The organism is uncultured Roseovarius sp. (assembly GCF_947259555.1).
GTDB lineage: Bacteria > Pseudomonadota > Alphaproteobacteria > Rhodobacterales > Rhodobacteraceae > Roseovarius.
This window is the reverse complement of the sequence record NZ_CAMYMD010000012.1, coordinates 41,784-64,935: the sequence shown is the minus strand read 5'-3', so window position 1 is coordinate 64,935 and position 23,152 is coordinate 41,784. Positions and strand designations below refer to the sequence as shown.

General features: G+C 63.3%; 23 protein-coding genes and 1 tRNA gene. 7 read left to right on the top strand and 17 right to left on the bottom strand.

Features of this window, described 5'->3' with window-relative positions; translation table 11 throughout:
- Positions 1 to 192 precede the first annotated feature (192 nt).
- Positions 193 to 885 (top strand): orotidine-5'-phosphate decarboxylase, encoded by a 693-nt coding sequence (gene pyrF / locus Q0X85_RS01920; protein ID WP_297768249.1) that lies wholly within the window; start codon positions 193 to 195, stop codon positions 883 to 885.
- Positions 886 to 901: 16 nt separating this feature from the next.
- Here pyrF and Q0X85_RS01915 read toward each other — a convergent pair.
- The 11 genes from Q0X85_RS01915 to Q0X85_RS01865 all read right to left on the bottom strand — a co-directional run bounded on the left by Q0X85_RS01915 (position 902) and on the right by Q0X85_RS01865 (position 8,312).
- A tRNA-Gly gene (locus Q0X85_RS01915) sits at positions 902 to 975 on the bottom strand.
- 68 nt (positions 976 to 1,043) lie between these two features.
- Entirely contained in the window at positions 1,044 to 1,934 is an 891-nt protein-coding gene (hemF, locus tag Q0X85_RS01910) for an oxygen-dependent coproporphyrinogen oxidase (protein ID WP_297768246.1), read from the bottom strand.
- A gap of 28 nt (positions 1,935 to 1,962) precedes the next feature.
- Complete coding sequence (locus Q0X85_RS01905; protein WP_297768243.1) at positions 1,963 to 2,763, bottom strand: SDR family oxidoreductase; 801 nt, start codon at positions 2,761 to 2,763, stop codon at positions 1,963 to 1,965.
- Positions 2,764 to 2,793: 30 nt separating this feature from the next.
- Positions 2,794 to 3,801 carry a class I SAM-dependent methyltransferase gene (locus tag Q0X85_RS01900; protein WP_297768240.1) on the bottom strand — a complete coding sequence of 336 codons (1,008 nt, stop codon included), beginning with the start codon at positions 3,799 to 3,801 and terminating at the stop codon, positions 2,794 to 2,796.
- A 1-nt stretch (position 3,802) separates the two neighbouring features.
- Positions 3,803 to 4,141, bottom strand: a complete 339-nt coding sequence (gene clpS / locus Q0X85_RS01895; RefSeq protein WP_297768237.1) for an ATP-dependent Clp protease adapter ClpS — start codon at positions 4,139 to 4,141, stop codon at positions 3,803 to 3,805.
- Positions 4,142 to 4,246: 105 nt separating this feature from the next.
- A complete protein-coding gene (locus Q0X85_RS01890) occupies positions 4,247 to 4,924 on the bottom strand; it encodes an SOS response-associated peptidase (RefSeq protein WP_297768235.1) in 678 nt (225 codons plus the stop codon).
- Between the two features lie 8 nt (positions 4,925 to 4,932).
- The gene (locus Q0X85_RS01885; RefSeq protein WP_297768232.1) at positions 4,933 to 5,877 is read right to left on the bottom strand and encodes a lysophospholipid acyltransferase family protein; all 945 of its coding nucleotides are present in this window, start codon (positions 5,875 to 5,877) and stop codon (positions 4,933 to 4,935) included.
- A gap of 60 nt (positions 5,878 to 5,937) precedes the next feature.
- Positions 5,938 to 6,594, bottom strand: coding sequence for a nitrile hydratase subunit alpha (gene nthA / locus Q0X85_RS01880; RefSeq protein WP_297768230.1), 657 nt, complete (start codon positions 6,592 to 6,594; stop codon positions 5,938 to 5,940).
- Positions 6,584 to 6,862 (bottom strand): SH3-like domain-containing protein, encoded by a 279-nt coding sequence (locus tag Q0X85_RS01875; protein ID WP_297768227.1) that lies wholly within the window; start codon positions 6,860 to 6,862, stop codon positions 6,584 to 6,586. The genes nthA and Q0X85_RS01875 overlap by 11 nt, the downstream gene beginning before the upstream one ends.
- Positions 6,855 to 7,193 (bottom strand): SH3-like domain-containing protein, encoded by a 339-nt coding sequence (locus Q0X85_RS01870; RefSeq protein WP_297768224.1) that lies wholly within the window; start codon positions 7,191 to 7,193, stop codon positions 6,855 to 6,857. Before Q0X85_RS01870 ends, Q0X85_RS01875 begins: the two co-directional genes overlap by 8 nt.
- 39 nt (positions 7,194 to 7,232) lie before the next feature.
- Positions 7,233 to 8,312, bottom strand: a complete 1,080-nt coding sequence (locus Q0X85_RS01865; RefSeq protein ID WP_297768221.1) for a FliG C-terminal domain-containing protein — start codon at positions 8,310 to 8,312, stop codon at positions 7,233 to 7,235.
- 124 nt (positions 8,313 to 8,436) lie between these two features.
- On the opposite strand from Q0X85_RS01865, the gene rnr reads away from it, so the two are divergent.
- The 6 genes from rnr to Q0X85_RS01835 all read left to right on the top strand — a co-directional run bounded on the left by rnr (position 8,437) and on the right by Q0X85_RS01835 (position 16,173).
- On the top strand, positions 8,437 to 10,692 hold the full coding sequence (gene rnr, locus Q0X85_RS01860) for a ribonuclease R (protein WP_297768218.1): 2,256 nt from the start codon (positions 8,437 to 8,439) through the stop codon (positions 10,690 to 10,692).
- Positions 10,693 to 10,891: 199 nt separating this feature from the next.
- On the top strand, positions 10,892 to 12,226 hold the full coding sequence (locus Q0X85_RS01855) for a lytic murein transglycosylase (protein ID WP_297768215.1): 1,335 nt from the start codon (positions 10,892 to 10,894) through the stop codon (positions 12,224 to 12,226).
- A gap of 17 nt (positions 12,227 to 12,243) precedes the next feature.
- Entirely contained in the window at positions 12,244 to 12,873 is a 630-nt protein-coding gene (locus tag Q0X85_RS01850) for a paraquat-inducible protein A (RefSeq protein ID WP_297768212.1), read from the top strand.
- Positions 12,870 to 13,496, top strand: coding sequence for a paraquat-inducible protein A (locus Q0X85_RS01845; protein ID WP_297768209.1), 627 nt, complete (start codon positions 12,870 to 12,872; stop codon positions 13,494 to 13,496). Before Q0X85_RS01850 ends, Q0X85_RS01845 begins: the two co-directional genes overlap by 4 nt.
- A complete protein-coding gene (locus Q0X85_RS01840) occupies positions 13,493 to 15,601 on the top strand; it encodes an MlaD family protein (RefSeq protein WP_297768206.1) in 2,109 nt (702 codons plus the stop codon). The genes Q0X85_RS01845 and Q0X85_RS01840 overlap by 4 nt, the downstream gene beginning before the upstream one ends.
- Before the next feature lie 5 nt (positions 15,602 to 15,606).
- Complete coding sequence (locus Q0X85_RS01835; RefSeq protein ID WP_297768204.1) at positions 15,607 to 16,173, top strand: ABC-type transport auxiliary lipoprotein family protein; 567 nt, start codon at positions 15,607 to 15,609, stop codon at positions 16,171 to 16,173.
- Between the two features lie 75 nt (positions 16,174 to 16,248).
- On the opposite strand, the gene katG is transcribed toward Q0X85_RS01835, so the two are convergent.
- The 6 genes from katG to Q0X85_RS01805 all read right to left on the bottom strand — a co-directional run bounded on the left by katG (position 16,249) and on the right by Q0X85_RS01805 (position 23,131).
- Positions 16,249 to 18,414, bottom strand: coding sequence for a catalase/peroxidase HPI (gene katG, locus Q0X85_RS01830; protein ID WP_297768201.1), 2,166 nt, complete (start codon positions 18,412 to 18,414; stop codon positions 16,249 to 16,251).
- A gap of 155 nt (positions 18,415 to 18,569) precedes the next feature.
- Positions 18,570 to 19,010 carry a PaaI family thioesterase gene (locus tag Q0X85_RS01825; protein ID WP_297768198.1) on the bottom strand — a complete coding sequence of 147 codons (441 nt, stop codon included), beginning with the start codon at positions 19,008 to 19,010 and terminating at the stop codon, positions 18,570 to 18,572.
- A gap of 2 nt (positions 19,011 to 19,012) precedes the next feature.
- Positions 19,013 to 20,032: a phosphotransferase family protein gene (locus Q0X85_RS01820; RefSeq protein ID WP_297768195.1), complete on the bottom strand. Its 1,020-nt coding sequence runs from the start codon at positions 20,030 to 20,032 to the stop codon at positions 19,013 to 19,015.
- Positions 20,029 to 21,672 carry a long-chain fatty acid--CoA ligase gene (locus Q0X85_RS01815; protein WP_297768343.1) on the bottom strand — a complete coding sequence of 548 codons (1,644 nt, stop codon included), beginning with the start codon at positions 21,670 to 21,672 and terminating at the stop codon, positions 20,029 to 20,031. Before Q0X85_RS01815 ends, Q0X85_RS01820 begins: the two co-directional genes overlap by 4 nt.
- Before the next feature lie 95 nt (positions 21,673 to 21,767).
- The gene (locus Q0X85_RS01810; protein ID WP_297768193.1) at positions 21,768 to 22,682 is read right to left on the bottom strand and encodes a rhodanese-related sulfurtransferase; all 915 of its coding nucleotides are present in this window, start codon (positions 22,680 to 22,682) and stop codon (positions 21,768 to 21,770) included.
- Positions 22,683 to 22,741: 59 nt separating this feature from the next.
- A complete protein-coding gene (locus Q0X85_RS01805) occupies positions 22,742 to 23,131 on the bottom strand; it encodes a hypothetical protein (RefSeq protein WP_297768190.1) in 390 nt (129 codons plus the stop codon).
- Positions 23,132 to 23,152 lie beyond the last annotated feature (21 nt).

Here is a 23,152-nt window from a genome sequence, read left to right as displayed (position 1 = left end):
CGATGGCGCTATCCGTTGACAGTGTAATGATCGAATGGGGTAACAGTGATGCATATCTTGAGAATCAGAGTGGAAGACCTGCGCCGCGACGCTGCGGCGGACACGGCGTTTGACGAATTGCACAGGTAGGCTTGACGTGCGGCAGTGCTGCCGCAACAAGGGCGCGAGACCTGACACAAGGAGAGCGCCGCTATGACCGATGACCGCTTGATCGTGGCGCTCGATGTGCCGAACGCGCTCGAAGGGCTCTCGCTGGCAGAGCAACTGGGGGATGCTGTAGGCTTTTACAAGATTGGTCTCGGGATGCTCACGGGGGGCGGTCTGGCGCTGGCCAACGAGCTGAAATCAGAGCATGGCAAGCGCATTTTCCTCGATATGAAGCTGTTTGATATCGGGGCGACCATCGAGAACGCAGTGCGCGGGCTGGCGCAATTCGATCTCGATTTCCTGACCGTGCATGGCGACCCGCATGTGGTGCGTGCCGCCAAGGAGGGGGCGGCGGGCAAGCCGCTCAAGATTCTTGCCGTGACGATCCTCACTTCGCTCGACCGTGCCGATCTGGATGCCGGTCTCATCAAGCCGGGAGATCTGCCCGATCTGGTGGCCGAGCGCGCGGGGCGCGCCTTTGAGGCCGGGGCCGATGGCGTGATTGCCAGCCCTCAGGAGGCCGCAATGATCCGGGCCTTGCCCGAGGCCACGGGCCGGTTGATTGTCACGCCCGGCGTGCGGCCTGCGGGCAGCGCATTGGGTGATCAAAAGCGGGTGGCGACCCCGGCTCAGGCCATTGCCGACGGGGCGGATCACATTGTCGTCGGGCGGCCGATCTGGGCGGCGGATGCTCCGCGCGCCGCAGCGGACGCGATCCTTGCGGAGCTGCGCACCTGATTTCGCGAAAAAGCCCTGGAGCGGGTAACGGGAATCGAACCCGTAACTGAAGCTTGGGAAGCTTTCGTGATACCTTTTCACCATACCCGCCGCGGCGCTCTGGATAGCACTGCCGCTTGATGCGCATCAAGCGAAATCTTCGCGCCGTTGGCCGTTGTTCACACCCATTTTGCCATGGGCGGCAGGCTCATCAGGACGGCATTGGCATCATGCCCGGTGGCAAGGCCAAACTTGGTGCCCCGATCATAAACCAGATTGTATTCGGCGTAGAGACCGCGATGCACAAGCTGCGCGTCCTTGTCGGCCTCTGACCATTCCTGTGAGCGGCGCTTTTCAATGAGGGGGACATAGGCCGGCAGGAATGCGCGCCCGATGTCCTGGGTCAGCGCGAAATCCGCCTCCCAATCGCCAGTGTTGCGGTCATCCATGAATATGCCGCCCACGCCGCGCGCCCGGTGGCGGTGCGGGATATAGAAATATTCGTCCGCCCAGTCCTTGAGGCGCGCGTAAAGATCCTCGCCATGCGGGGCGAGATGCGCCTCTTGCTGAGCGTGAAAATGCGCGGTGTCCTCGGCATATTCAATGCACGGGTTGAGATCGGAGCCGCCGCCGAACCACCACGCGCCGGGTGTCCAGAACATCCGGGTGTTCATGTGTACGGCGGGGCAATGCGGGTTTTGCATATGCGCCACAAGGCTGATGCCGGAGGCCCAGAAGCGCGGGTCGTCGTCCATACCCGGTACGCCGCGCGCCGCCATCGCCTTTTGCGCGGCCTCGCCAAGCGTGCCGTAGACCTCGGAGACGTTGACGCCGACCTTTTCGAACACGCGTCCGCCGCGCATCACGCTCATCAGGCCGCCGCCTGCGTCCGAACCATCGTCACTGGTGCGGCTGGTCTTGGTGACCTCGAACCGGCCCGGTTCGGCATCTGACATGGGGCCGTTGGCGTGGTTGTCTTCCAGCGCCTCGAACGCGGCGACGATCTCGTCACGCAAGTGGCGGAACCACGCCGCGGCGCGGGCTTTCTTTTCGGTAAAGTCTTCACTCATCGGTCATTCCTGTGCAGCGGCTTGGCTATTAATGCGCGGGCGCGGCCACGGGATCAAGCAGGGTGCGACCGCCATCCATGGTCATGATCTGCCCGGTCATGAAGCTGGAGCCGTCACAGGAGAGATATTGCACCGCCTCTGCCAGCTCTGTTGCCGAGGCGATCCGCCCAAGCGGCGTGTGGCATTCGATATCCTCGCGGTAATCCTTGTGCTCGCGCAGTGTTTCCTTGAGTGAGGCGCTCATGACCGATCCGAAGGCCACGGCATTGACCCGGATGCGATGCGGCGCGAGGGCCACGGCGAGGCTACGGGTCATCTGGTCGAGCGCGGCGGAGGAGATCGAATAGGCCATGAGGTCGGGATGGGTGCGGCGCGCGGCGATGGACGACAGGTTTACGATGGTGCCGGCCACACCTTCGGTCTGATCGCCGGATTGCTTGATCATGCGCTTGGCGACCTGCTGGCTCATCCGAAGCGACGTCAGAAGATTTTGCTGCAAGAGCATTTCAACAGCGTCGTCATCCGGATTCAAAGGGTCAGAGGGCACCACCTGACGGCACGCATTGACGAGGATATCGACCTGCTCGAAGGCGTCGATCGTGGCCGAGAGCAGATTGGCTTGGGTCAGCTTTTCGCGCAAATCGCCGGCGAAGTAACGGATGTTGCTGTTGTCGTCATTCTCGCCCAATTCCTTGATCAGTCGCGCCTCGTCCATATCCGCAAAGACGACATTCGCGCCCTTGTCGACAAAATGGCGCCCGATGGCGAGGCCGACACCATTGGCACCGCCGGTGACGATGGCGGTCTTGCCAGAGATCGAGAATGACATGATTGGCCTTTCAGGTTGTATCTGCGTCGCTCAGTCTAGGCGATTCTGCCGAAGCTGACGAGCCGGGCGCGTTGCGTGAAGAATCTTGAACTTCGTGTCGCCCGCGACCTCCGAGACCGAGGCAAAGCACTCCGCGAGCGTTGTCTCGTAGGGCAGGTGGCGATTGGCCACCATCCAGAGCGCCCCCGAAGGTTTGAGCATGCCTGCCGCGGCCCGGATGAAGCCACGGCCAAGATCGGGGTCGGCGCTGCGGCTCTCGTGAAATGGCGGGTTCATTATGATGCTGTCGGCGCGGGCCTCGCCCTGCCAGCGGGTGGCATCCGCCCAGTGAAACCGGGCGCGCGGGTCGGTGACATTGGTCCGCGCGCAGGCGAGCGCGGCATGATCGGCCTCGACCAGATCAATCTGCTCGATGCTTGCGCGTGTCAGGGCATTGGCGGAGAGATAGCCCCAGCCTGCGCCCAGATCTACGACATGCGCGCCCAGCTTGGGTGGCAGATTGCGGGCGAGCATGTCCGAGGCCGGATCAATTGCATCGGCGGAAAAGACGCCGGGTGCCGTCATGTAGCCGCCTTCGATGGTCCGCGGCTCTGAGGTGGCCCAATCGGTCAGGTCCGTGCCGGCCTCTATGGCAAAGACCTTGCCATGCGCCTTGGACATCGGTGTGCCGACCGTCATGCGACGGCGGCAATCGCGCAGGATCGATTCGATCCCGTCGGTCTTGGCGCCGTCGACAATCACAGGCCCGTCCGTCACTGACGCCGCCAAGGCGAGCGTGGCGCGTGTCAGGGCCTTGGCGCGGGGCAAACACACGATAGCGGCCGCATAGCGGCCTTCGGGGGCAACGGCACAGTCATACCCCAGTGACGCGAAATGATCGTGATCCGGCTTGAACGTGGTCAAGACCTGAACGCGCTCTTTTGGCAGGGCTGAAAGATCGGTTTCGGCGCGTGGCGCGAACACGGCAATGCGGCCTGTCCCGGGCAGCGTCACGGCGCGTTCGGCAATGGCATGGGTCAGGCGCGCTGCGGTGGCCAAATTATTCTTTTTCCATGGTGCATTGCAGCGGGTGTTGATGACGGCGAGCAAAATCCATCACCTGCGCGACCTTGGTCTCGGCGATTTCGTGGCTGAATACACCCACGACGGCGACACCTTTCTTGTGCACGGTCAACATGATTTCAAACGCCTGCGCATGGGACATCCCGAAAAACCGTTCAAGAACGGCCACCACGAACTCCATCGGGGTATAATCGTCATTGAGCAGAAGGACCTTGTAGAGCGGCGGGCGCTTGGTCTTGGGCTTGGTGGCGACCACGACCGACGGGTCGTCCGCGTCCTCGTCATGCCCGGTCATGTGAATCGGATGCTTGATCATCTGTCTCGCGCTGTCGAATGTGTGTCACGGGGCTGGGCTCTGTTCAACGGCTCTATATATCCTTTGCATGGGGTTAGAAAAGGGGGGCGGCATCAAAGAAGCCCCTCAGGCCCCTGTCTCGCCGTCGATGGGGTCAATCAGGTCGGCTCCGGTGGCGCGGTTGGAGTTTACGCGCGGCGTGACGCGCCACATCTCAAGCATGTCCTCGGAGGCGGGCCGCATCAGCCGCGCCGCGCCGTGCCCGGCTTCTCCGAGCCATAGCGGCCAGTCATCGCTGTCGAGAATGACCGGCATGCGGTGGTGCAGGCGGCTCATGGTCTCGTTTGCGGCGCAGGTGACGATTGCGCATGTCTCAAGGGTGTCGGGCCCGCGCGTCCAGCTCTGCCATATCCCGGCCAGTGCCAGAGGCGCACCGTCCCGCCTCTGGATGAACCACGGCAGGCGGGTGTCCGCGTCACGGGTCCATTCGTAAAAGCCTGTGGCGGGGATCAGGCAGCGCCGGCTGCGTGCGGCCTCGCGAAAGGCCGGTTTGTCGGCGATGGTCTCGGCTCGGGCGTTGATCAGGAGCGGCCCATCGGTGGGCGTGTCATACCAGCTTGGCAAGAAGCCCCAGCGGAGCGCCGAGAGCCGCCTCTGGCCGTTTGGACCCTGCCGCACGACCGCGATGCGCGTTGTGGGGCACACGTTGTAATCGGGTGCGCCGGGCAGGTCATTGTCGGGGGCGGCCCCAAAAAGACGCGCCATGGCGTCTTGGGGCAGGGTGATGACGAAACGCCCGCACATTGGAAAACTCAGGTGTTGATATCTTGATGCGCCGCAAGTTGCGCCGCACCGCGATCGGCCAGTGGCCCGGTCCCGTCTTTCCAGCGGCGGTGAATCCAGAACCATTGATCCATGCGCTTGCGCACCTGGGCCTCGAGCCGGTCATTGACCGCCTGGGTCATGGTGACCGGGTCGGTCGGCTCGATCGGCTCTTCCACCAGGATTTCGAAATCAAGGCCGTTGTCGGACCGGATGCCCCAAGTTGGGACCAAGGGTGCGTTGAACTTGAGTGCCAGCTCGGCGGTTGCCAGCGGCGACAGGGCCGGTTTGCCGAAGAAATCGAGCGGGACGCCATCATGCGCGTTGAGATCGGTCAGGATCGCCAGCACACCGCCACCGCGCAGATGCTTGACCATCTGCATCATGCCGCGCCGGCCCTGCTCGAACATCGGCTGGCTCAGGGCCGCCATTGCGGCGGTGTAGCGACGGTTGAACCAGCGGTTGTGCATGCGGCGATAAAAGATGCCCATGGAAAAGCCCTGGTCGATCATTGCGATGCGCGCGGCGTTGAAGCTGCCGAAATGGCCTGTGACAAAGATGATCGGGCGGCCGTCGGCGCGCGCCTGCCGGATTGCCTCCAGGCCGGGGCCGCTGACGCGGGACTGCCGCGCACGTGCGATGAAATCATTGGTGGAGTAGAGCTCTGCCATGTTTCGCCCGGCATTGTCCGGCACGGCGCGCATCAGCTTGCGGACTTCGGTTTCGGGCAGGTCGGGCAGCACATGCGCGAGATTGTCACGCACGCGTTTGTCATAGCCTGCAATCGGGGCCACGACCCTCGCCGAGAGCCAGCCGATCACGGGAATGCGCCAGCGGTAAGGCAACAGCCTGGTCACGGCGATGGGCGCATACAGTGCCATCCCGATCGCCGTGTCGGTCAGACGCGATGGGAAAGCGGGACGATCGTCGCTCATCAGGTTGCCTTGTACTGCTGCCGGGACAGATACGCGCGCCCGGACGCGATCACAACCCTGTCAGGGCTGGCGTGGCAGGCCTGTGCCGATCATCGAATCGCGCGTGACCAGATCGGCCAATTCGGCCTCGGTCATATCCTCGCTGCCCTCGGGCTGCGCAGGCAGCACGATGTACCGCATGTCGGCGGTGCTGTCATGCACGCGCACGGTGACCGTGTCTGGCAGGTCGAGGCCGAACTCTTGCAGGACGGCGCGCGGTTCGCGGACGGCGCGGCTCCGGTATTCGCGGGTCTTGTACCAGTCGGGGGGCAGGCCGAGAAGATTGCGCGGGTAGCACGAGCAGAGCGTGCAGACGATCAGGTTATGCGTCTGCGGCGTGTTCTCGACCGCGATCAGATTGAGCGGGCCTATGTCAAAGCCCATCTCGCGGCTTGCACTCGCGGCATCGCTCAGAAGCCGCGCCTTGAATGCCGGATCGACCCAAGCGCGTGCCACGACAGCCGCGCCGTTGGCCGGGCTGCGCGCATCCATCGCGTCGATCTGCCCGGATATTTCTGCCGGGGTCAGCTGGCCCTTTTCGATCAACAATTCGCGTATGGCGATCTCCATACGCTGCCAGTATGTGAGCGGGCCGTCATTGTCGGCGCGATAGGGATGGCCCGAGGGGCTCATGCCCTCGTGGTGAAAATGATCGTGGTCGTGATGATCATGTGGCATGGGTGTCCGCCTCTTCCAGCCAATGCGCGTAAATCTCGGCGTCGAGCGTGTCAGACGGGTTTTCGGCCTCGTTGCCCCAGATGTCCGCCATGGTGAACCGCACGCGATACAGTGGTTTCTTGGCGGCGGGGAGGCCATAGGCCAATTGTTCGGGGTTGTGAAACGCGCCCAAGCGCCGCTCTATCACGCCGACCTTGCCACGCAGATACCACGGCGCACGAACATGCCCCGGAGGCATCAGCGTCTTGACGCGAACGCGTTCAGCCATTTTGAGCCTCGGCATAGGTCGGGCCGCGTGTGGCAATCTCGTCCATGCGGGTGCCAAGCTCTTCGATACTGTAGGCGCCCGTCTCTAGCAGGTTCTGGTTCACGGCGGCGACCCAACGCTCGTAATAGCTCATGGTGTCAAAGGCGTCTTCGCCCATGTCCTCGAGCGCGCGGCGCAACCCGTCGACAGTGAACAGACCCTTTTGACCGCAGAGCACCATCAGCGCATCGACGCGCTTTTCCCAGAGGGCAAAATCATGGCCATCCATCGGCACAGGCCCGGCAGCCTGTCCGCCCATGTCGTGCCAGCGGCGTCCATTCCAATCGCTCATGGTCTCAGCCTAGGCGGGCCATTTCTGCTTGTCCAGTGGTCAGGCGGGTGCGTCCTCCTCCTCGTCGTCGTCTTCGGGGCTGACAAAGGCGATCTCGCCTGCCGCCTCAAGTGTGCGTATCGCATTGACCATGTCTGTCATGGCATCTTCGCCGTCGCGCAGCCGAACGCGCCCGCGCTCCTGCATCTGCTCGCGAAGCGCCTCGGACATGCGCTTGCCCAGATTTCCGAGAATGAACTCCGCTACCGGTGCAAGATCACTCGATGCCGCCCTGGCGAGCGCGGTGACGAGCACGGTCTGATCCATTTCGCGGGTGATGCGTGGAATATCGCCTGGTTCGACGCGTTCCGGAATGTGCACGAAGGTAAAGATCGCGCGCCGCACGAGCGTGGCAAAATCCTGGTCGGTCTCGTCCAGCCCTGTCAGCACGTCATCGCGCGTGGCGGCTGGAGAGAAATTGAGGATCGCGCCCACGCGCTCCACCGCGCCTTCGGCAAAGGCGGAGTCGGGGATATCGTGCAATTCCGCCGCGAGGGCCAGACCGATGCGGTCCACCGCTGCGGGGCTGACCGATCCGGTTTGCGAGACCGCATAGGTGATCCGTCTGGCAAGATCGCCCGGTAATTTCCCGAGCAACTCCGCGGCGTTCGAGACATCCAGCTTGGACAGCATGACGGCAGCGACCTCGGTGCTTTCGCGTTCGATGATCGGGATGAGCGCATCGATCTTGGCCTGTTTCACCTGCTCCCAAGGGTCGCCGTACTGGCGCACGCCGGCCTCTTTGCGCAGGCGCGCGGCGGTTTGCGGGCTGATGCGCCCATCGAGCGCGGAGAGCGCGCCGGCCACGCCGCGTGGAAAGGTCAGGCCCATGCCCTCAAGCTCTTGTGCGAACTCGGCGACCACGTCTGCCAGAGTGCCGCGATCCACGTAGCGCATCGTGCCCATCTGTGTGGTCAACCGCTCCTGCAACCCGTCGGGCAGGTCCGACAGCGAAATCTCCGCCCCCTCGTTGAGCAGGAAGCGGACAATGATCGCGGCCTTTTGTGTGCGGGTCAGATGCGGGGCGGCGCCGTGCGGTGCCGTGCCGCCTATCCGCGCCAATGGAGTGGAGCTGTTCATTGCGTACCCTTGTCCCGACCTCAAACGAAGATAGCGGCGAAACGGTGAAGAAATCTCTAAGGTTCGCCTGATGGGCCGCGGTTTCGCGGATGACGGCAGGACGGCTACGTGCTAGGGCCATGCCATGAGTCAGATGCCCAGCAAGGCCGACATTCTGCAATGGATTTCGGACAACCCGACCCTCACCGCGAAACGCGATATCGCCAAGGCCTTTGGAATAAAGGGGGCTGCGCGAATCGACCTCAAGCGCCTTTTGAAGGAGCTGGAGGAAGAGGGCCATCTTGAGAAGCGCAAGAAGACCTACCGCGATCCCGACCGCCTGCCGCCGGTGAGTGTGTTACAGATCTCGGGGCTAACGCCGGATGGCGAATTGCTGGCCAAGCCGCTGGAATGGCAGGGCGAGGGGGTCGAGCCGGTGGTGCTGTTCATCCCGCGCGCCTCTGATCCCGCGCTGGGCGAGGGCGACCGCATCCTTGCGCGCCTGCAAGAGGTCAAGGCCGAGGCGCATCATTACGAGGCGCGGCTCATCCGCCGTATCGGGGTCAATCCGCGCAAGGTGCTGGGGGTGTTTCGCCATGGCGAGGAAGGCGGCCGGATCGTGCCCATCGACAAGGGCGATGGCAAGGAGTGGCTGGTCGCCCGCGATGCCACAGGCGGCGCGCAGGATGGCGAGTTGGTCGAGGCCGAACAGGCCGGACCCAAGAGCCGCCTTGGCCTGCCCCGCGCGCGGGTGCTGGAACGGTTGGGCGACCCCTCGGCCCCCAAGGCGGTGTCTCTTATCGCCATTCATCAGCACGGTATCCCGGACGAATTCCCCGACGAGGTGATCGCCGAGGCGGACGCCATGAAACCGGCTGGTTTGTCTGGCCGCGACGATCTGCGCGACCTGCCGCTGATCACCATCGACCCGTCGGACGCGCGCGACCATGACGATGCCGTCTGGGCGCATGCCGATGACGACCCCAAGAATGAGGGCGGGCATGTCATCTGGGTGGCGATTGCCGATGTGGCGCAATATGTGCGCCCCGGCTCGGCGCTCGATGCCGAGGCGCGCAGACGCGGCAATTCCAGCTATTTTCCGGATCGCGTGGTGCCGATGCTGCCAGACCGGCTGTCGGGAGATCTGTGCTCGTTGCACGAGGGCGTGCCGCGCGCCTGCCTTGCGGTGCGGATGCAGATCGACGCCGCAGGCGAGAAGGTCGGGCATCGCTTTGTGCGGGGGCTGATGCGCTCTGCCGCCTCGCTGACTTATCAGCAGGTGCAGTCCGCGATAGATGGCGCGCCGGATGACAAGTGCGGGCCGCTGATGGACGAGGTGATCCGCCCGCTTTATGCCGCGCATGATGCACTGCAAAAGGCGCGTCACAAACGGCAGCCGCTCGATCTGGACCTGCCCGAGCGCAAGGTGGTGCTGAGCGACGAGGGCAAGGTGCTCTCGGTCAATTTTGCCGACCGGCTGGACGCGCATAAACTGATCGAGGAATGCATGGTGCTGGCCAATGTGGCGGCCGCCGAGACGCTGGTGGCGCGCAAGTCGCCGCTCTTGTTCCGGGTGCATGAGGAACCCGCCCCCGAAAAACTGGAGACGCTGCGCGACGTGGCCGAGGCGGCGGGGCTGGTGCTGGCCAAGGGGCAGGTGTTGCGCACCGCGCATCTCAACGCGCTGTTGCATGCCGCGCGCGACACCGATCATTCCGAAGTCGTGAACATGTCGACCCTGCGCGCTATGACACAGGCCTATTACGCGCCGCAGAATTTCGGGCATTTCGGCCTTGCCTTGCAGGCCTATGCGCATTTCACCTCGCCCATTCGGCGTTATGCCGATCTGATCGTGCATCGTGCCTTGATCGCCGCGCATGGCTGGGGCGAGGACGGGCTGAAGGGCCCCGAGATCGAGCGGCTGGAGGCGACGGCACAGCATATTTCCGAGACCGAGCGCCGCTCGATGATGGCCGAGCGCGACACCAATGACCGCTATCTGGCGGCCTTCCTGTCGGAACGGCTGGGCGAGGAATTCACCGGGCGGATCAGCGGTGTCGCCAAGTTCGGCGTTTTCGTGCGGCTGGATGAAACGGGCGCGGATGGCCTTATTCCGGTGCGCAGCCTCGGGCGCGAGTTCTTTCATTTCGACCGCGAGGCGGGCACGCTGATGGGCTCGGATACCGGGCTGACCATCGGGCTGGGACAGCGTGTGACGGTGCGGCTGGCCGAGGCGGCGCCGGTGTCGGGCGGTATCGCGCTCGATCTAGTGAGCATCGAGGGCGAACAGATGCCCAAGGGCGGGCGCGGCGGGCGCGGCAAGCCGCCCCGGCGCAAGCAGGCCGCCGCCAAGCACAAGGCCGCCAAGGCCAAGCGCAAGGTAGAGCGCAAGCGACGTTGACGGCTCAGGACTTGCTCTGCTGAGGGTTGATGTGCCGCGTTGGCCATGTGCGACAGGCCTATAAAGCTCGTGGATCACGAATTGTCGGGCGCATGTCCTGCAATCGGCAAGATCATGTGAGCGCGCTGCGAGATTGCTTTTGATTCGGAAACAATCGGGCTATTCTCAGGTAAGAGCCACATCACAAGGGGGCCGTGAGATGCGAGCAGTAATTCTGGGACTTACGAGTGTCTTGTTGGGATTGGGGACGTCATTGGCAAGCGCCGTGGAGCAATCCCCGCGCCCACAGATGCGCCCCGGATCGGGGCTGATTACGACGGCGGCTGTCGTCTCGGCTGACCTGCCGGTACGAAGCCTCCGCCCGCAGGTGCGCCCCGATGGTCTGGGTGACGAGACCGTTGTTCTGGCCTCGACCGATCCGGGCTTTGACCGTTGGGTGGCGGGGTTCAAGGGCAGGGCCGTGGCTCAGGGCATTAATGGCCGGGTGTTTGACCGGGCGTTCCGTGGTGTCCGATTTGATCCTGAAATCGTGAACAAGGATCGCAATCAATCTGAATTCAAACGTGAAATCTGGGATTATCTGGACAGTGCCGTGTCGCCGGTTCGGGTCGAGAACGGGCAAAAGGCGCTGCGCCGCCACCGGCGCGCATTGCAACGGATCGAGGCGCATTATGGTGTCGAAAAAGAGGTGGTCACCGCCGTTTGGGGTATGGAGAGCACCTATGGGGAGCGTTTGGGCGACCTGCCGCTCATTCAATCGCTGGCGACATTGGCCTATGATGGGCGGCGTGGCGCGTTCTTTGAGAAGCAATTGGTTTCCGCGCTCAGGATTCTTCAATCGGGTGACGTGACACCGGAGAACATGAAAGGCTCGTGGGCCGGCGCAATGGGACATACACAGTTCATTCCGACCTCCTACGAGGCCTATGCGGTGGATTTTACCGGCGATGGCAAGCGCGACATCTGGTCCGATAACCCGACCGATGCGCTTGCATCGACGGCGGCCTATCTCAAGCGGTTCGGTTGGACCAAGGGCCAGCCTTGGGGCGTCGAGGTGCGGCTGCCGCGCGGCTTTAGCACGAGGGCGGCCAAGGCGACCCGGATGCCGTCGCAGTGGGCCGCGCAAGGCGTGGTCGGCCTGAACGGGCGTGCGGTGCCAAATCATGGCCGCGCGTCGGTCTATTTGCCCGCTGGCTTGCAGGGGCCGGCCTTCATGGTCTTTGACAATTTCGGTGTGATCAAACGCTATAACAATTCCGATGCCTACGCGATGGGAGTGGGCCATCTGGCGGATCGGATTGGCGGAGGGCGCGACATACAGGCCAGCTGGCCGCGCGGCTACAACCCGCTGTCCTTTGACGAGAAAATGGAGATGCAGAGGCGGCTCCGGCGCAAGGGCTTTGGCGTTGAGAAGATCGACGGGATCATCGGGCCGAACACGATCAACGCCATTCGGGCGTTTCAGCAATCGGTCGGGGTCCGGGCGGATGGCCTGCCGTCACAAGAGCTGCTGGCGCTGCTCAAGCGGTCCTGAGCGTGTGGTGAGCCTCTTTGAACCATGAATTGACGCAGGACGAGGATGACCTCGGGCGGCTCATTGCCTGCCCGGAATGCGATCTGGTGTATAGCGCGCCGCCCGTGGCTGTGCGACAGAAGGCGGAATGCGCAAGATGTCATACCGTGCTCATTGCGCCAAGGCGCAAGGCGGGCAAGCAGCTCATCGCGCTTGCGATGACAGTGTTGATCCTGATCGTCGCGGCCACGCTCTTTCCCTTCTTGTCGATCGGCGCAGGCGGGTTGCACCATGATGCCTCGATCATCGAGGCTGCCTTTGCGTTTGATGGCGGGCTTTCGATCCTGTCCGTTGCGGTGCTGTTTTTCATTGTCATCATTCCGGCAACGCGGCTGATGCTCTTGATCTATGTCCTGACCCCGATCATCCGGGACCGTCCACCCGCGCCTCTGGCGCGGGCCGCGTTTCGATTGTCCGAGGCTCTTGTGCCGTGGTCCATGGCCGAGATCTTTGCCCTTGGCTGTGCCGTGGCGCTGGTCAAGCTGAGCGATCTGGCGGATGTGGTCTTTGGTCCGGCGGCGTGGATGTTCGCGGTGCTCGTCGTGTTGGTGGTGGCGACCGACAGCCTGATGTGCCGCTACTCGATATGGACGTCGCTGGACGAATGAGAACCGCGCGCGACATGGGATTGGTAGGATGCACGCGGTGTATGCGCGTTGCTCCGATGGGCACGCGGGTTTGCCCGCGATGCGGCAGCCCGCTTCATTCGCGCGATCCTCTGGCGCTGCAAAAGGTATGGGCGTGGTGGTTTCTCGGGCTTGGGTGTTACATCCCGGCTAATCTCTACCCGATGCTCGAAACCCGCACGCTGGTGAGCAGCCAGAGCGATACCATCGTAGGGGGCGCGGTGGAATTGGCGCATCATGGAAATTGGGGTGTGGCGATCATCATCCTTGTCGCGAGTGTGCTGATCCCGGTGGCCAAGTTCCTTGCTCTGGCCGGGTTGGCGATCGGGGTGTGGCGCGGGTCACGCCGATCACAGACCCGGCGGCACCTGCTCTACGAGATCGTCGAATATATCGGACGCTGGTCGATGATCGACGTCTTTGTGGTGGCGATCCTGTCGTCATTGGTGCAATTACAGGCGCTTGCCACGATTACGCCGGGCCGCGCGAGCCTGTTTTTCGCGCTTTCGGTGATTTTCACGATGCTCTCTGCGCAGAGTTTTGATAGCCGGTTGATCTGGGATAGCCTCGGCGGTGGCGACGGGAAAGAGGATCTTGCTCAATGACTTCGGATGACACGTCACCGCCGGAACCCCCGGTCAAGACGGCCGGGCCCGGCCTGCTGGAGCGGGTTTCGGTGATCTGGCTCTTGCCGCTGGCGGCGCTTCTGGCTGTGCTGGGCGTGGCGTGGCAGAGCTATGCCGAACGCGGCCCGCTGATCGAGATCGGCTTTGAGAACGCATCGGGTGTCAAGCCGGGCACGACCGAGTTGCGCTACCGGGATGTGACCGTCGGTCTTGTCGAAGAGGTGAGTTTTGCCCCCGGTCTTGGGCACGTTCTGGTCAAGGTGCGTGTCGACCAGGAGGTCGCTCCTTATGTGGATAGCGAGGCACGGTTCTGGGTGGTGCGCCCACAGGTAACAGCGCGTGGCGTCAGCGGTTTGGGCACCGTGCTGTCGGGGGTCTATATCGAGGGGCTGTGGGACGATGAACCCGGCGCGATGGTCGAGCGGTTCGACGGGTTGGCCGATGCTCCGCTGGAGCGGGTGGGGCAAAGCGGGCTGCATCTCGTTCTGCGGGCGTCGGGCAAATCGTCCCTCGTCGAGGGGGCGCCGATCCTCTATCGTGGGATCGAGGTGGGCCGTATCGGTGCCCCGTCGATCACTGCCGACGGGTCTACCGCGCAGGCCGAGGCGCTGATCTTTGCGCCGCATGACCGCTTGATCAACACCGCGACCCGGTTTTGGGATGCGTCCGGGTTTTCCTTTTCCCTTGGGCCGAGCGGGGCGAATCTGGATTTCTCCTCGGTCGCATCGCTGGTCTCTGGCGGGGTGACATTCGACACAATGATTTCAGGCGGCGCACCGGCAGAGACCGGCGCGACATATACCGTATTTCCGGAGGAAGCGGCCGCGCGCGAGAGCCTGTTTGCCGGGGATGACAGCGAGACATTGATGCTGTCTGCCGTGTTCGAGGACAACATCGCCGGTCTGGCGGTCGATGCGCCGGTCGAACTGAACGGTCTTCGGATCGGTCGCGTAACCGCGCTGAACGGGCTGGTTGACGAAGAGCGGTTCGGGGATAGCCGCGTGCGGCTGTTGACCAATCTCGCGATCCGGCCCGGACGCCTCGGGCTTGATGCAGAGCAGGGTATAGACGGAGCCGGGCGGGACGCGGCGCTCGCATTGCTCCGCGACCGGGTTGGCCAAGGGCTGCGCGCGCGGCTTGCCTCGGCCTCTCTACTCACTGGCGGGCTCAAGATTGAACTGGTTGAACAGGCGGGGGCTGAGCCGGCCCAGATCGAGCCCTTTGGCGAAGACGGGCTTCTCTTGCCCACAACCGATAGCGAGATCGCCGATGTGTCTGCCACCGCCGAGGGCGTCTTTGAACGGATCAACGCCCTGCCTGTCGAAGAGGTGATGGCAGAGGCTATTTCCCTGATGCAAAACACCAACAGGCTGATTGCCAGTGACGAGACCCGCGCCTTGCCCGGAAATGTCAACGACTTGCTTGGTGATGCGCGCGGTGTCGTTGGTGCGCCTGAGATACAAGCCCTTCCGGGGCGCCTGGATGGGGTTCTGTCGGACATTCAGGCGCTGGTTGCGCAAATCGCGCAAGAGGCGCTTGCGGCGCGGTTGGGGGCCACGCTGAGCGATGCCTCTGACGCCGCGCAAGGCGTAAGCGACGCGGTGGCCGGTGTCCCGGATCTGGTCGCACAACTGGATGCGGTGGCGAAAAAGGCCGAGGCTGTCGAGATTGACGCGATGGCTGCGAAACTGACGGAGTTGATCGGCACGGCGGAAACGATCCTGGCCGCAGACGAGACGCAGGCGCTGCCCGGAACGCTCAACAGCGCGCTCGAAGAACTGAGCGCCGTGCTTGCGCAGTTGCGCGATGGTGGTGTTGTCGAGAATGCCACGGCTGCGCTTGGCTCGGCCCGGGATGCGGCGGATACGTTTGCCGCTGCCGGCCGAGATCTGCCGGGGCTCATCTCGGAGGCCGAGGCGGTTTTGACCCAGGCGCGCAACACGCTTGCGGGCTATGGCGCCGAGAGTGGGGTTGGCCGCGATGCCAAGACGGCCCTGCGCGAGGTTGAACGTGCGGCCAAGGCTGTGTCATCATTGGCGAGGGCCATAGAGCGTAATCCGAATTCATTGCTGTTAGGACGTTGAGTGACATGAACAGATTTTCCCTGCCCGTGGCATTGGCCGCAGTTGCGATGGTTGCGGCCTGTACCGGAGTTCCGGATCAAAGAGTGACGGTGCCGCGCGCACCTGTCGAGGCGAAGCAGCGGATCGCGTTCGGCTCGGTGTTGTTGCGCGAGGTGTCGCTGCCGAACTATGCGGCGGGCGAGGAGATTTTTGTGGGGGACGCGGCGGGGCTGCTGAATACCCAGCCGGGCCTTTTATGGGCCGATGACCCGTCGCGCGCGATCACCCTTGAGCTGTCAAGGCATCTCTCCCAGATCACCGGCGTTCGTGCCGCGTCGGAGCCGTGGCCCTTCGAGGAATTCGCCGAGGCGCAGGTCGAGGTTCGGATCGAGGAGATGCTGGCGCGGGATGCCGGTGTATTTCGCCTTGCGGGGCAATATTTCGTGACATCCGAGAGCGGACGTGCGCGCGCGCGGTTGTTTGATCTCAGCGTTCCTGTGGACATTGAAGGCGGTGCGCCCGCGCTCGCCGCTGCGCGGGCCCAGGCGGTGGGCGACCTCGCGCTGGAGATTGCGCGCGGCGGGCTGCGATAGAACAGCGTTTGTCGTGATTGAAAAAGGGCGCGGCGATGGCTCGCCGCGCCCTTCAGTCAAAGTACCTATCCCGGCTCAGGCCAGATCGAAGCGGTCCGCCTCCATCACCTTGGTCCATGCGGCGACGAAATCCTGCACGAATTTCCCGGCATTGTCGTCCTGGGCATAGACCTCGGCATAGGCGCGCAGGATCGAGTTGGAGCCGAACACCAGATCGACGCGGGTCGCGGTGAACTTCGTCTCGCCCGACTTGCGGTCAACGATGGTGTAGGTGCCATTTCCGGCGGGTTCCCACTTGTTGCCCATGTCGGTCAGCGTGGTGAAGAAATCGGGCGTCAGCGCACCAACCTTGTCGGTGAAGACGCCATGTGACGTGCCGCCATAGTTGGTGCCCATGACCCGCATGCCACCGATCAGCGCGGTCATCTCATGCGCCGTGAGGCCCATCAGTTGCGTGCGGTCGAGCAGCATTTCTTCGGGGCTGACGACATAGTCTTTCTTGACCCAGTTGCGATAGCCATCGGCCAGCGGCTCGAGCACGTCGAAGGATGCGGCATCGGTCATCTCGTCCGTGGCGTCGCCACGACCTGGATGGAACGGCACCTCGACGTCGAAGCCGGCGGCCTTGGCGGCCTGCTCGACACCGACATTCCCGGCCAGCACGATCACGTCAGCGAGACTTGCGCCGCTGTCCTTTGCAATCGGCTCCAGCACACCCAGAACACGGGCCAGACGCTCGGGCTCGTTGCCCTCCCAGTCCTTTTGCGGGGCCAGGCGGATGCGCGCACCATTGGCACCACCGCGCATGTCAGAGCCGCGATAGGTGCGGGCGCTGTCCCATGCGGTGTTGACCATGTCCGACAGGCTCAGCCCGCTCTCGGCGATCTTGGCCTTGACGGCGGCGACGTCGTAATCGGTTGCGCCTGCCGGGATCGGATCCTGCCAGATCAGATCTTCCTGCGGTACTTCGGGCCCGATGTAACGCGCCTTGGGGCCCATGTCGCGATGGGTCAGCTTGAACCACGCCTTGGCGAAGGCCTCGTCGAGCAGTTCGGGATTCTTGTAGAACTTCTCGGAAATCTCGCGATAGACCGGGTCCATCTTCATGGCCATGTCGGCATCGGTCATGATCGGCTTGAGGCGGATCGAGGGATCTTCCACATCGACCGGCATGTCCTCTTCCTTGATGTCCACCGGCTCCCACTGCCATGCGCCTGCGGGGCTCTTCTTGAGCTCCCACTCGTGATTCAGCAGCAGGTGGAAATAGCCGTTGTCCCACTGCGTTGGGTGCGTGGTCCACGCGCCTTCGATGCCGGAGGTCACGGCGTCACGGCCGACGCCGCGCTTGGTGTGGTTGTTCCAGCCAAGGCCCTGCTCTTCGACATCCGCCGCCTCGGGCTCCGGCCCGAGCAGTTCGGCGTCGCCATTGCCGTGGCATTTGCCGACGGTGTGGCCGCCTGCGGTCAGCGCGACGGTTTCCTCGTCGTTCATCGCCATGCGGGCAAAGGTCTCGCGCACCTGCTCGGCGGTCTTGAGCGGGTCGGGCTGACCGTTGACGCCTTCGGGATTGACGTAGATGAGGCCCATCTGCACGGCGGCGAGCGGGTTTTCCATCGTCGCGGGGTTCTCGACGCTGTCATAACGGCTGTCCGACGGGGCGAGCCATTCCTTTTCGGCGCCCCAGTAGGTGTCTTTCTCGGGGTGCCAGATATCGGCGCGGCCAAAGGCAAAGCCGTAGGTCTTGAGGCCCATCGACTCGTAGGCCACGGTGCCCGCGAGGATCATCAGGTCGGCCCAGCTCAGGCGGTTGCCGTATTTCTTCTTGACCGGCCACAGCAGGCGGCGGGCCTTGTCGAGATTGGTGTTGTCGGGCCAGCTGTTGAGCGGCGCGAAACGGTGATTGCCGGTGCCGCCGCCGCCACGCCCGTCGGCGAGGCGATAGGTGCCCGCCGCGTGCCAGGACATGCGGATCATCAGGCCGCCATAGTGCCCCCAATCGGCGGGCCACCAATCCTGGCTGTCGGTCATCAGCGCGGTGACATCGGCCTTGACGGCGTCGAAGTCGAGCTTCTTGACCTCTTCGGCATAATCGAAGTCCGGCCCCATCGGGTTGGTCTTGCTGTCATGCTGGTGCAGAATGTCGAGGTTGAGCGCATTGGGCCACCAGCTGGTGACGCTCGTGCCGCTCTCGGTCAGCCCGCCATGCATGACGGGGCATTTGCCTATGTCGTTTCCGTCCATTTTCGTCTCCTGATTGATGTGTGTCGTCTGTGATCTGGCACCGGTGTCATGACTGCTGTCAGAGTGATTCCACTTGCCATGCGCGTTTTCCTCGCATCACATAGCAGAGATATATGATAATTAATAATTGGATTTACTAACCATAAAGATAGTTTTTAACTATGGCTTTTGTGGTCTGAGGCTGGTGTGCCCCGCCTGTAGCGAAACACGCCTGTGCCTGTCGCAATCAAGGTTCCTGTATCGTCCCGCACCGTGGCCTCGGCGAAATAGGTCGATTTGCCGCCGCCGGTACGCCGTGCCTCGGCGATCAGGGTCGCGCCTTGTGCCTGACCCAGATAATTGACGGTGAGCGACAGGGTGAGTGCCATCTGAGAGCGTTCCGGATCGCCGGTGTAGCACCCGGCAAAGCCCATTGCGGTATCCAGCAGCGTTGCATGGATGCCGCCATGCGGCAGGCCCTGCCGGTTGGTCAAAAAGGGGGCCAGCGGTAACTCGACCCGCGCAAAATCTGTGCCCCAGCCCGTCAGCCGATAGCCAAGGTGGGTTTGCAGGGCGGACGGGGCCTCGATCAGGGCAGGGTCTATATCGTGGGTCATGGTTACTCCTGGGTTGCGATCAGGCCGACGCGGGCGAATTCCGGTACATAGCGACCAAGCCGCAGACCGCGTGCGGGATCGGAGGCGTTGCCGTCCATCGCGCGTTTCTTGACGCCCTGCAATATGGCGGCCATGCGGAAATAGGTGAAGGCGAGGTAGAAATTGAACCCTTTGATAGGTGCGAGCCGGCGCCGGTTGCAATAGGCGGCGATGAAGTCGGCATCTGACCAAAGGCCAAGCGCGGCGCGATCCACTCCGTCTAGGCCGCGCCCCTCGCGGGTGGCGGGCATGGACCATTGCATGATGACGGCGGCGAGGTCTGCATAGGGATGGCCGATGGTGGACAGTTCCCAGTCAAGCACTGCGACGCATGCCGTTCCGTCCTGCGCAAACAACAAGTTGTCGAGCCGATAGTCACCATGGACGAGGCAGCGTTGTCCGTCATCGGGCGGGATATGTGCATCCAGCCAATCCATGAGCGCATCCATGTCCGCCAGGTCCTCGGTCCGGGTTGCATGGTATTGTGCGATCCAGCGGTCGATCTGTCGGCGGTAGTAGTTGCCCGAGGGGCCGTAATCCAGCAGCCCCGCGGTTGTGAGGTCGACATCGTGGATCGTGGCCAGAACCCGGTTCATTTCGTCAAGAACGCTGTGGCGTTGGTCCTTTTCCAGCTCGGGCAGGGTCGGCGCATCGAAGCTGCGCCCGGACACTTCATCCATGATGTAGAAGGGTGAGCCGATGACCGCCTCGTCCTCGCACAGGTAGTGCATATGCGCGACCGGAACGCGGGTTGGCTCAAGGGCGCGCTGTACGCGAAATTCGCGCTCAACCGCATGGGCGGATTTCAGCAACACGCCCGGTGGTTTGCGGCGCAGCACGTAATTTTGCGCGGCTGTCCGGAGCAGGTAGGTCGGGTTGGATTGCCCGCCGCTAAACTTCACGGCCTCGACCTGCCGCTCGAAGCCGGGAAGACGGCCATCGAGCCAGTCCGCAACGGCAGCTGTGTCCAGATCTGTGCTCATGCCTTGTCCTCGCGCAACTCGGGCAGCACATAGTTGGCCAACTGGTGGCGCAGCGTCAGCTTGGACACCTTGCCGGTTGCGGTGAGCGGCAACGCGTCGACCCATATAAGGTCGTCCGGCAGTTGCCACGTGGCGAAATGTGGCGCCATCACGTTGTGGACCGCATCCAGATCCGGCCGCGCGTGTCCGGCTGCCACCGCGACCAGCACGGGCCGTTCCTCCCATTTGGGGTGGGGAATGGCCACGACGGCACAGGCCGCGATGTCGGGATGGGCAAGTGCGGCGTTCTCAAGATCAATCGAGCTGATCCATTCGCCCCCCGATTTCACGAGATCCTTGGCGCGGTCGCGGACCAACAGCCGACCATCGGGGCTGATCGAGGCCACATCGCCGGTCCCGAACCAGCCCTTGGAGTCCATGGCATCCCGCGTCGCCGCCTCGTTCTCGAAATAGCCGCTGATCACGGTATTACCGCGCACGTATAGCTCTCCGCTCGCCTGCCCGTCATGCGGCATGCGGGTGCCGTCGTCGTCCACGATCTTGAACTCCACCCCAAACAGCCGCTGTCCGGCGCAGCACTTGGCGGCGATACGCTCTGGCTCGGGGGCGTCATGCAGTGCCGCAGGCAGCACGCCATGGGTGCCGATCGGGCTCATCTCGGTCATGCCCCAGGCCTGTGCCACGTTCACGCCGCGGGCCTCATAGTCCTCGATCATCACGCGCGGCGCCGCAGAGCCGCCCACGACCAGATCGCCAAAGCCGTCCGGGATGCGGCCCTGTTCCTTGATTTCGTCCATCAACCCTGCCCAGACTGTGGGCACGCCCCATGCGGACCAAACGCGCTGGGTGTCCATGAGGCGAAACAGGCTTGGCCCGTCCAACGCTGCGCCCGGCATGACCAACGTCATGCCAGTGAGTGGTGCGGTATAGGGCAGGCCCCATGCGTTGACGTGAAAAAGGGGCACCACCGGCATGATGCGTCGCCCGGCGTGAAAGCTGGTGGTCTGACAGAGCGGCACCTGCAAGGCGTGCAGGAGGGTCGAGCGATGCGAATAAAGCGCGCCTTTCGGATGGCCGGTTGTGCCGGAAGTGTAGCACAGGCTGGAGGCGGTCTCTTCAGGAAACTCGGGCCACTCAAATGCCGTGGGCTGGTCTGCCAGAATATCTTCATAGCACAGCGCATTCAGCGCGCTATCGGGCATATGCGCCCGATCCGTCAGGATGACGATCCGCAGGTCATCAGGCAAATCGGTCAGCAGGCTCTCGACCAGAGGCACAAAGGTCAGATCCACGAAAAGCAGCCGGTCCCCGGCATGGCGGATGATGTAAACCAGTTGCTCATGCGAAAGGCGCGGGTTGATCGTATGGCACACCGCCCCGAGGCCGGCCACGCCATAGTAAAGCTCGAAATGCCGATAGCCGTTCCAGGCGAGCGTGCCGATGCGGTCGCCGGGCGTCACGCCCAAGGCCGCTAGACCATGGGCAAGCTGCCCCACGCGCGCCAGCGTTTCGGGATAGCTTTGGCTATGAATGTCCCCCTCGACACGCGCCGAAACCAGTCCCTCATTGTCATGCGCCTCGGCGGCGTGGGTCAGGATGTCGATGATCCGGAGCGGCCGGTGCATCATCTGGCCCTGCATGGTGGTGTCCTCCCTCATCCCTGATGCGGGACGGTTACACGGAAAATCGTGCGAGGCAATCACATGCCATATCCGTTTGCGCGCCGGCGCGGGCCCTAAATCTCATGGACGATCTTGATATGCCGTTCGCCGCGCGCCTCGGCCAATGCCATCTGTTTCTGGCGCTCGCGAAACCGCGCCTTGTCCGCGTCCGATGTTTCCTGCGCGCAGAGGTGACAGGCGACCCCCTCTTCATAGTCGGGGTGGCCCGTATCCTCGGGCAGGATCGGGCGGCGGCAGGCGTGGCACAGACGGTGCGGCCCTGTCCGCAGCCCGTGACCCACCGAGACGCGACCATCGAAGACAAAGCAGTCGCCCTGCCAGGTGCTCTGATCCTCGGGCACCTCTTCGAGGTATTTCAGGATGCCGCCCTTGAGGTGATAGACCTCCTCCACCCCTTGGCCCAGCAGGTAATTGGTGGATTTCTCGCAGCGGATGCCGCCGGTGCAGAACATCGCGATCCGCTTGTTGTGAAACCGGTGCTTGTTGGCCTCCCACCACGCCGGGAAATCGCGAAAGGTTGGCGTCTCGGGGTCGACCGCGCCCTCGAACGTGCCGATCGCCACTTCGTAATCGTTGCGGGTGTCGATCACCGCGACATCGGGGCTCTGGATCAGGGCGTTCCACTCAGAGGGCTCGACATAATGCCCCACACTGGCGCGCGGATCGACATCGGGCTGGCCCATAGTGACGATCTCTTTCTTGAGCCGCACCTTCATCCTGCGAAACGGCTGCTCGGCGCTCTGGCTGTCCTTCCACTCCAGATCGGCGCATCCGGGCAGGGCGCGGATATGCGCGAGAACCCTTTCGATACCCGCCTGCGGCCCGGCAATCGTGCCATTGATCCCCTCGCGTGCCAGAAGCAGCGAGCCGCTGATGCGCTCGGCCTCGCAGAGCGCCTGAAGCGGGCCTTGAAGGGCGGATGGGTCGTCAAACCGGGTGAAGTGGTAGAGTGCGGCAATCCTGTACATGGCGCGCGATTTACGCCCACTGCGCCCGTCCCGCAAGAGGGCAGGCCCCCTGATCGCGCCTATCCTGCGCCTTCGGAGACCCACAAGGCTGTCGGCACCCCGTTCACTCCAAAAATCCGCACCCAGATATATTTGGGCCTGCCGGAGAGCACCCGCTCCGCGACGTATTCCGACCCGGATACAAGATAGCAGGATCTGGCAATGCGCGCCCGCATCTCGGGCGTGGTAAAGAACGGATCGCCCTGATCGCCGTCGTGACGGATACCGAAGCGGTGATAATTCGCCCGATCCTGCTGCACGATGGCGCAGAAATCGCGTAGCGGCTGGCCGCGCGAATTGCGCATGTCCTCGGCTTGGATGCTGGTGAAATATTCGCCCATGAACTGCTGCGCGGTGGCGGGCACCGCCAACATGCAGGCCGTCAGGCAGAGCGTTACGATCCTCATCATCAAATTTCTCCCTCATTAAGG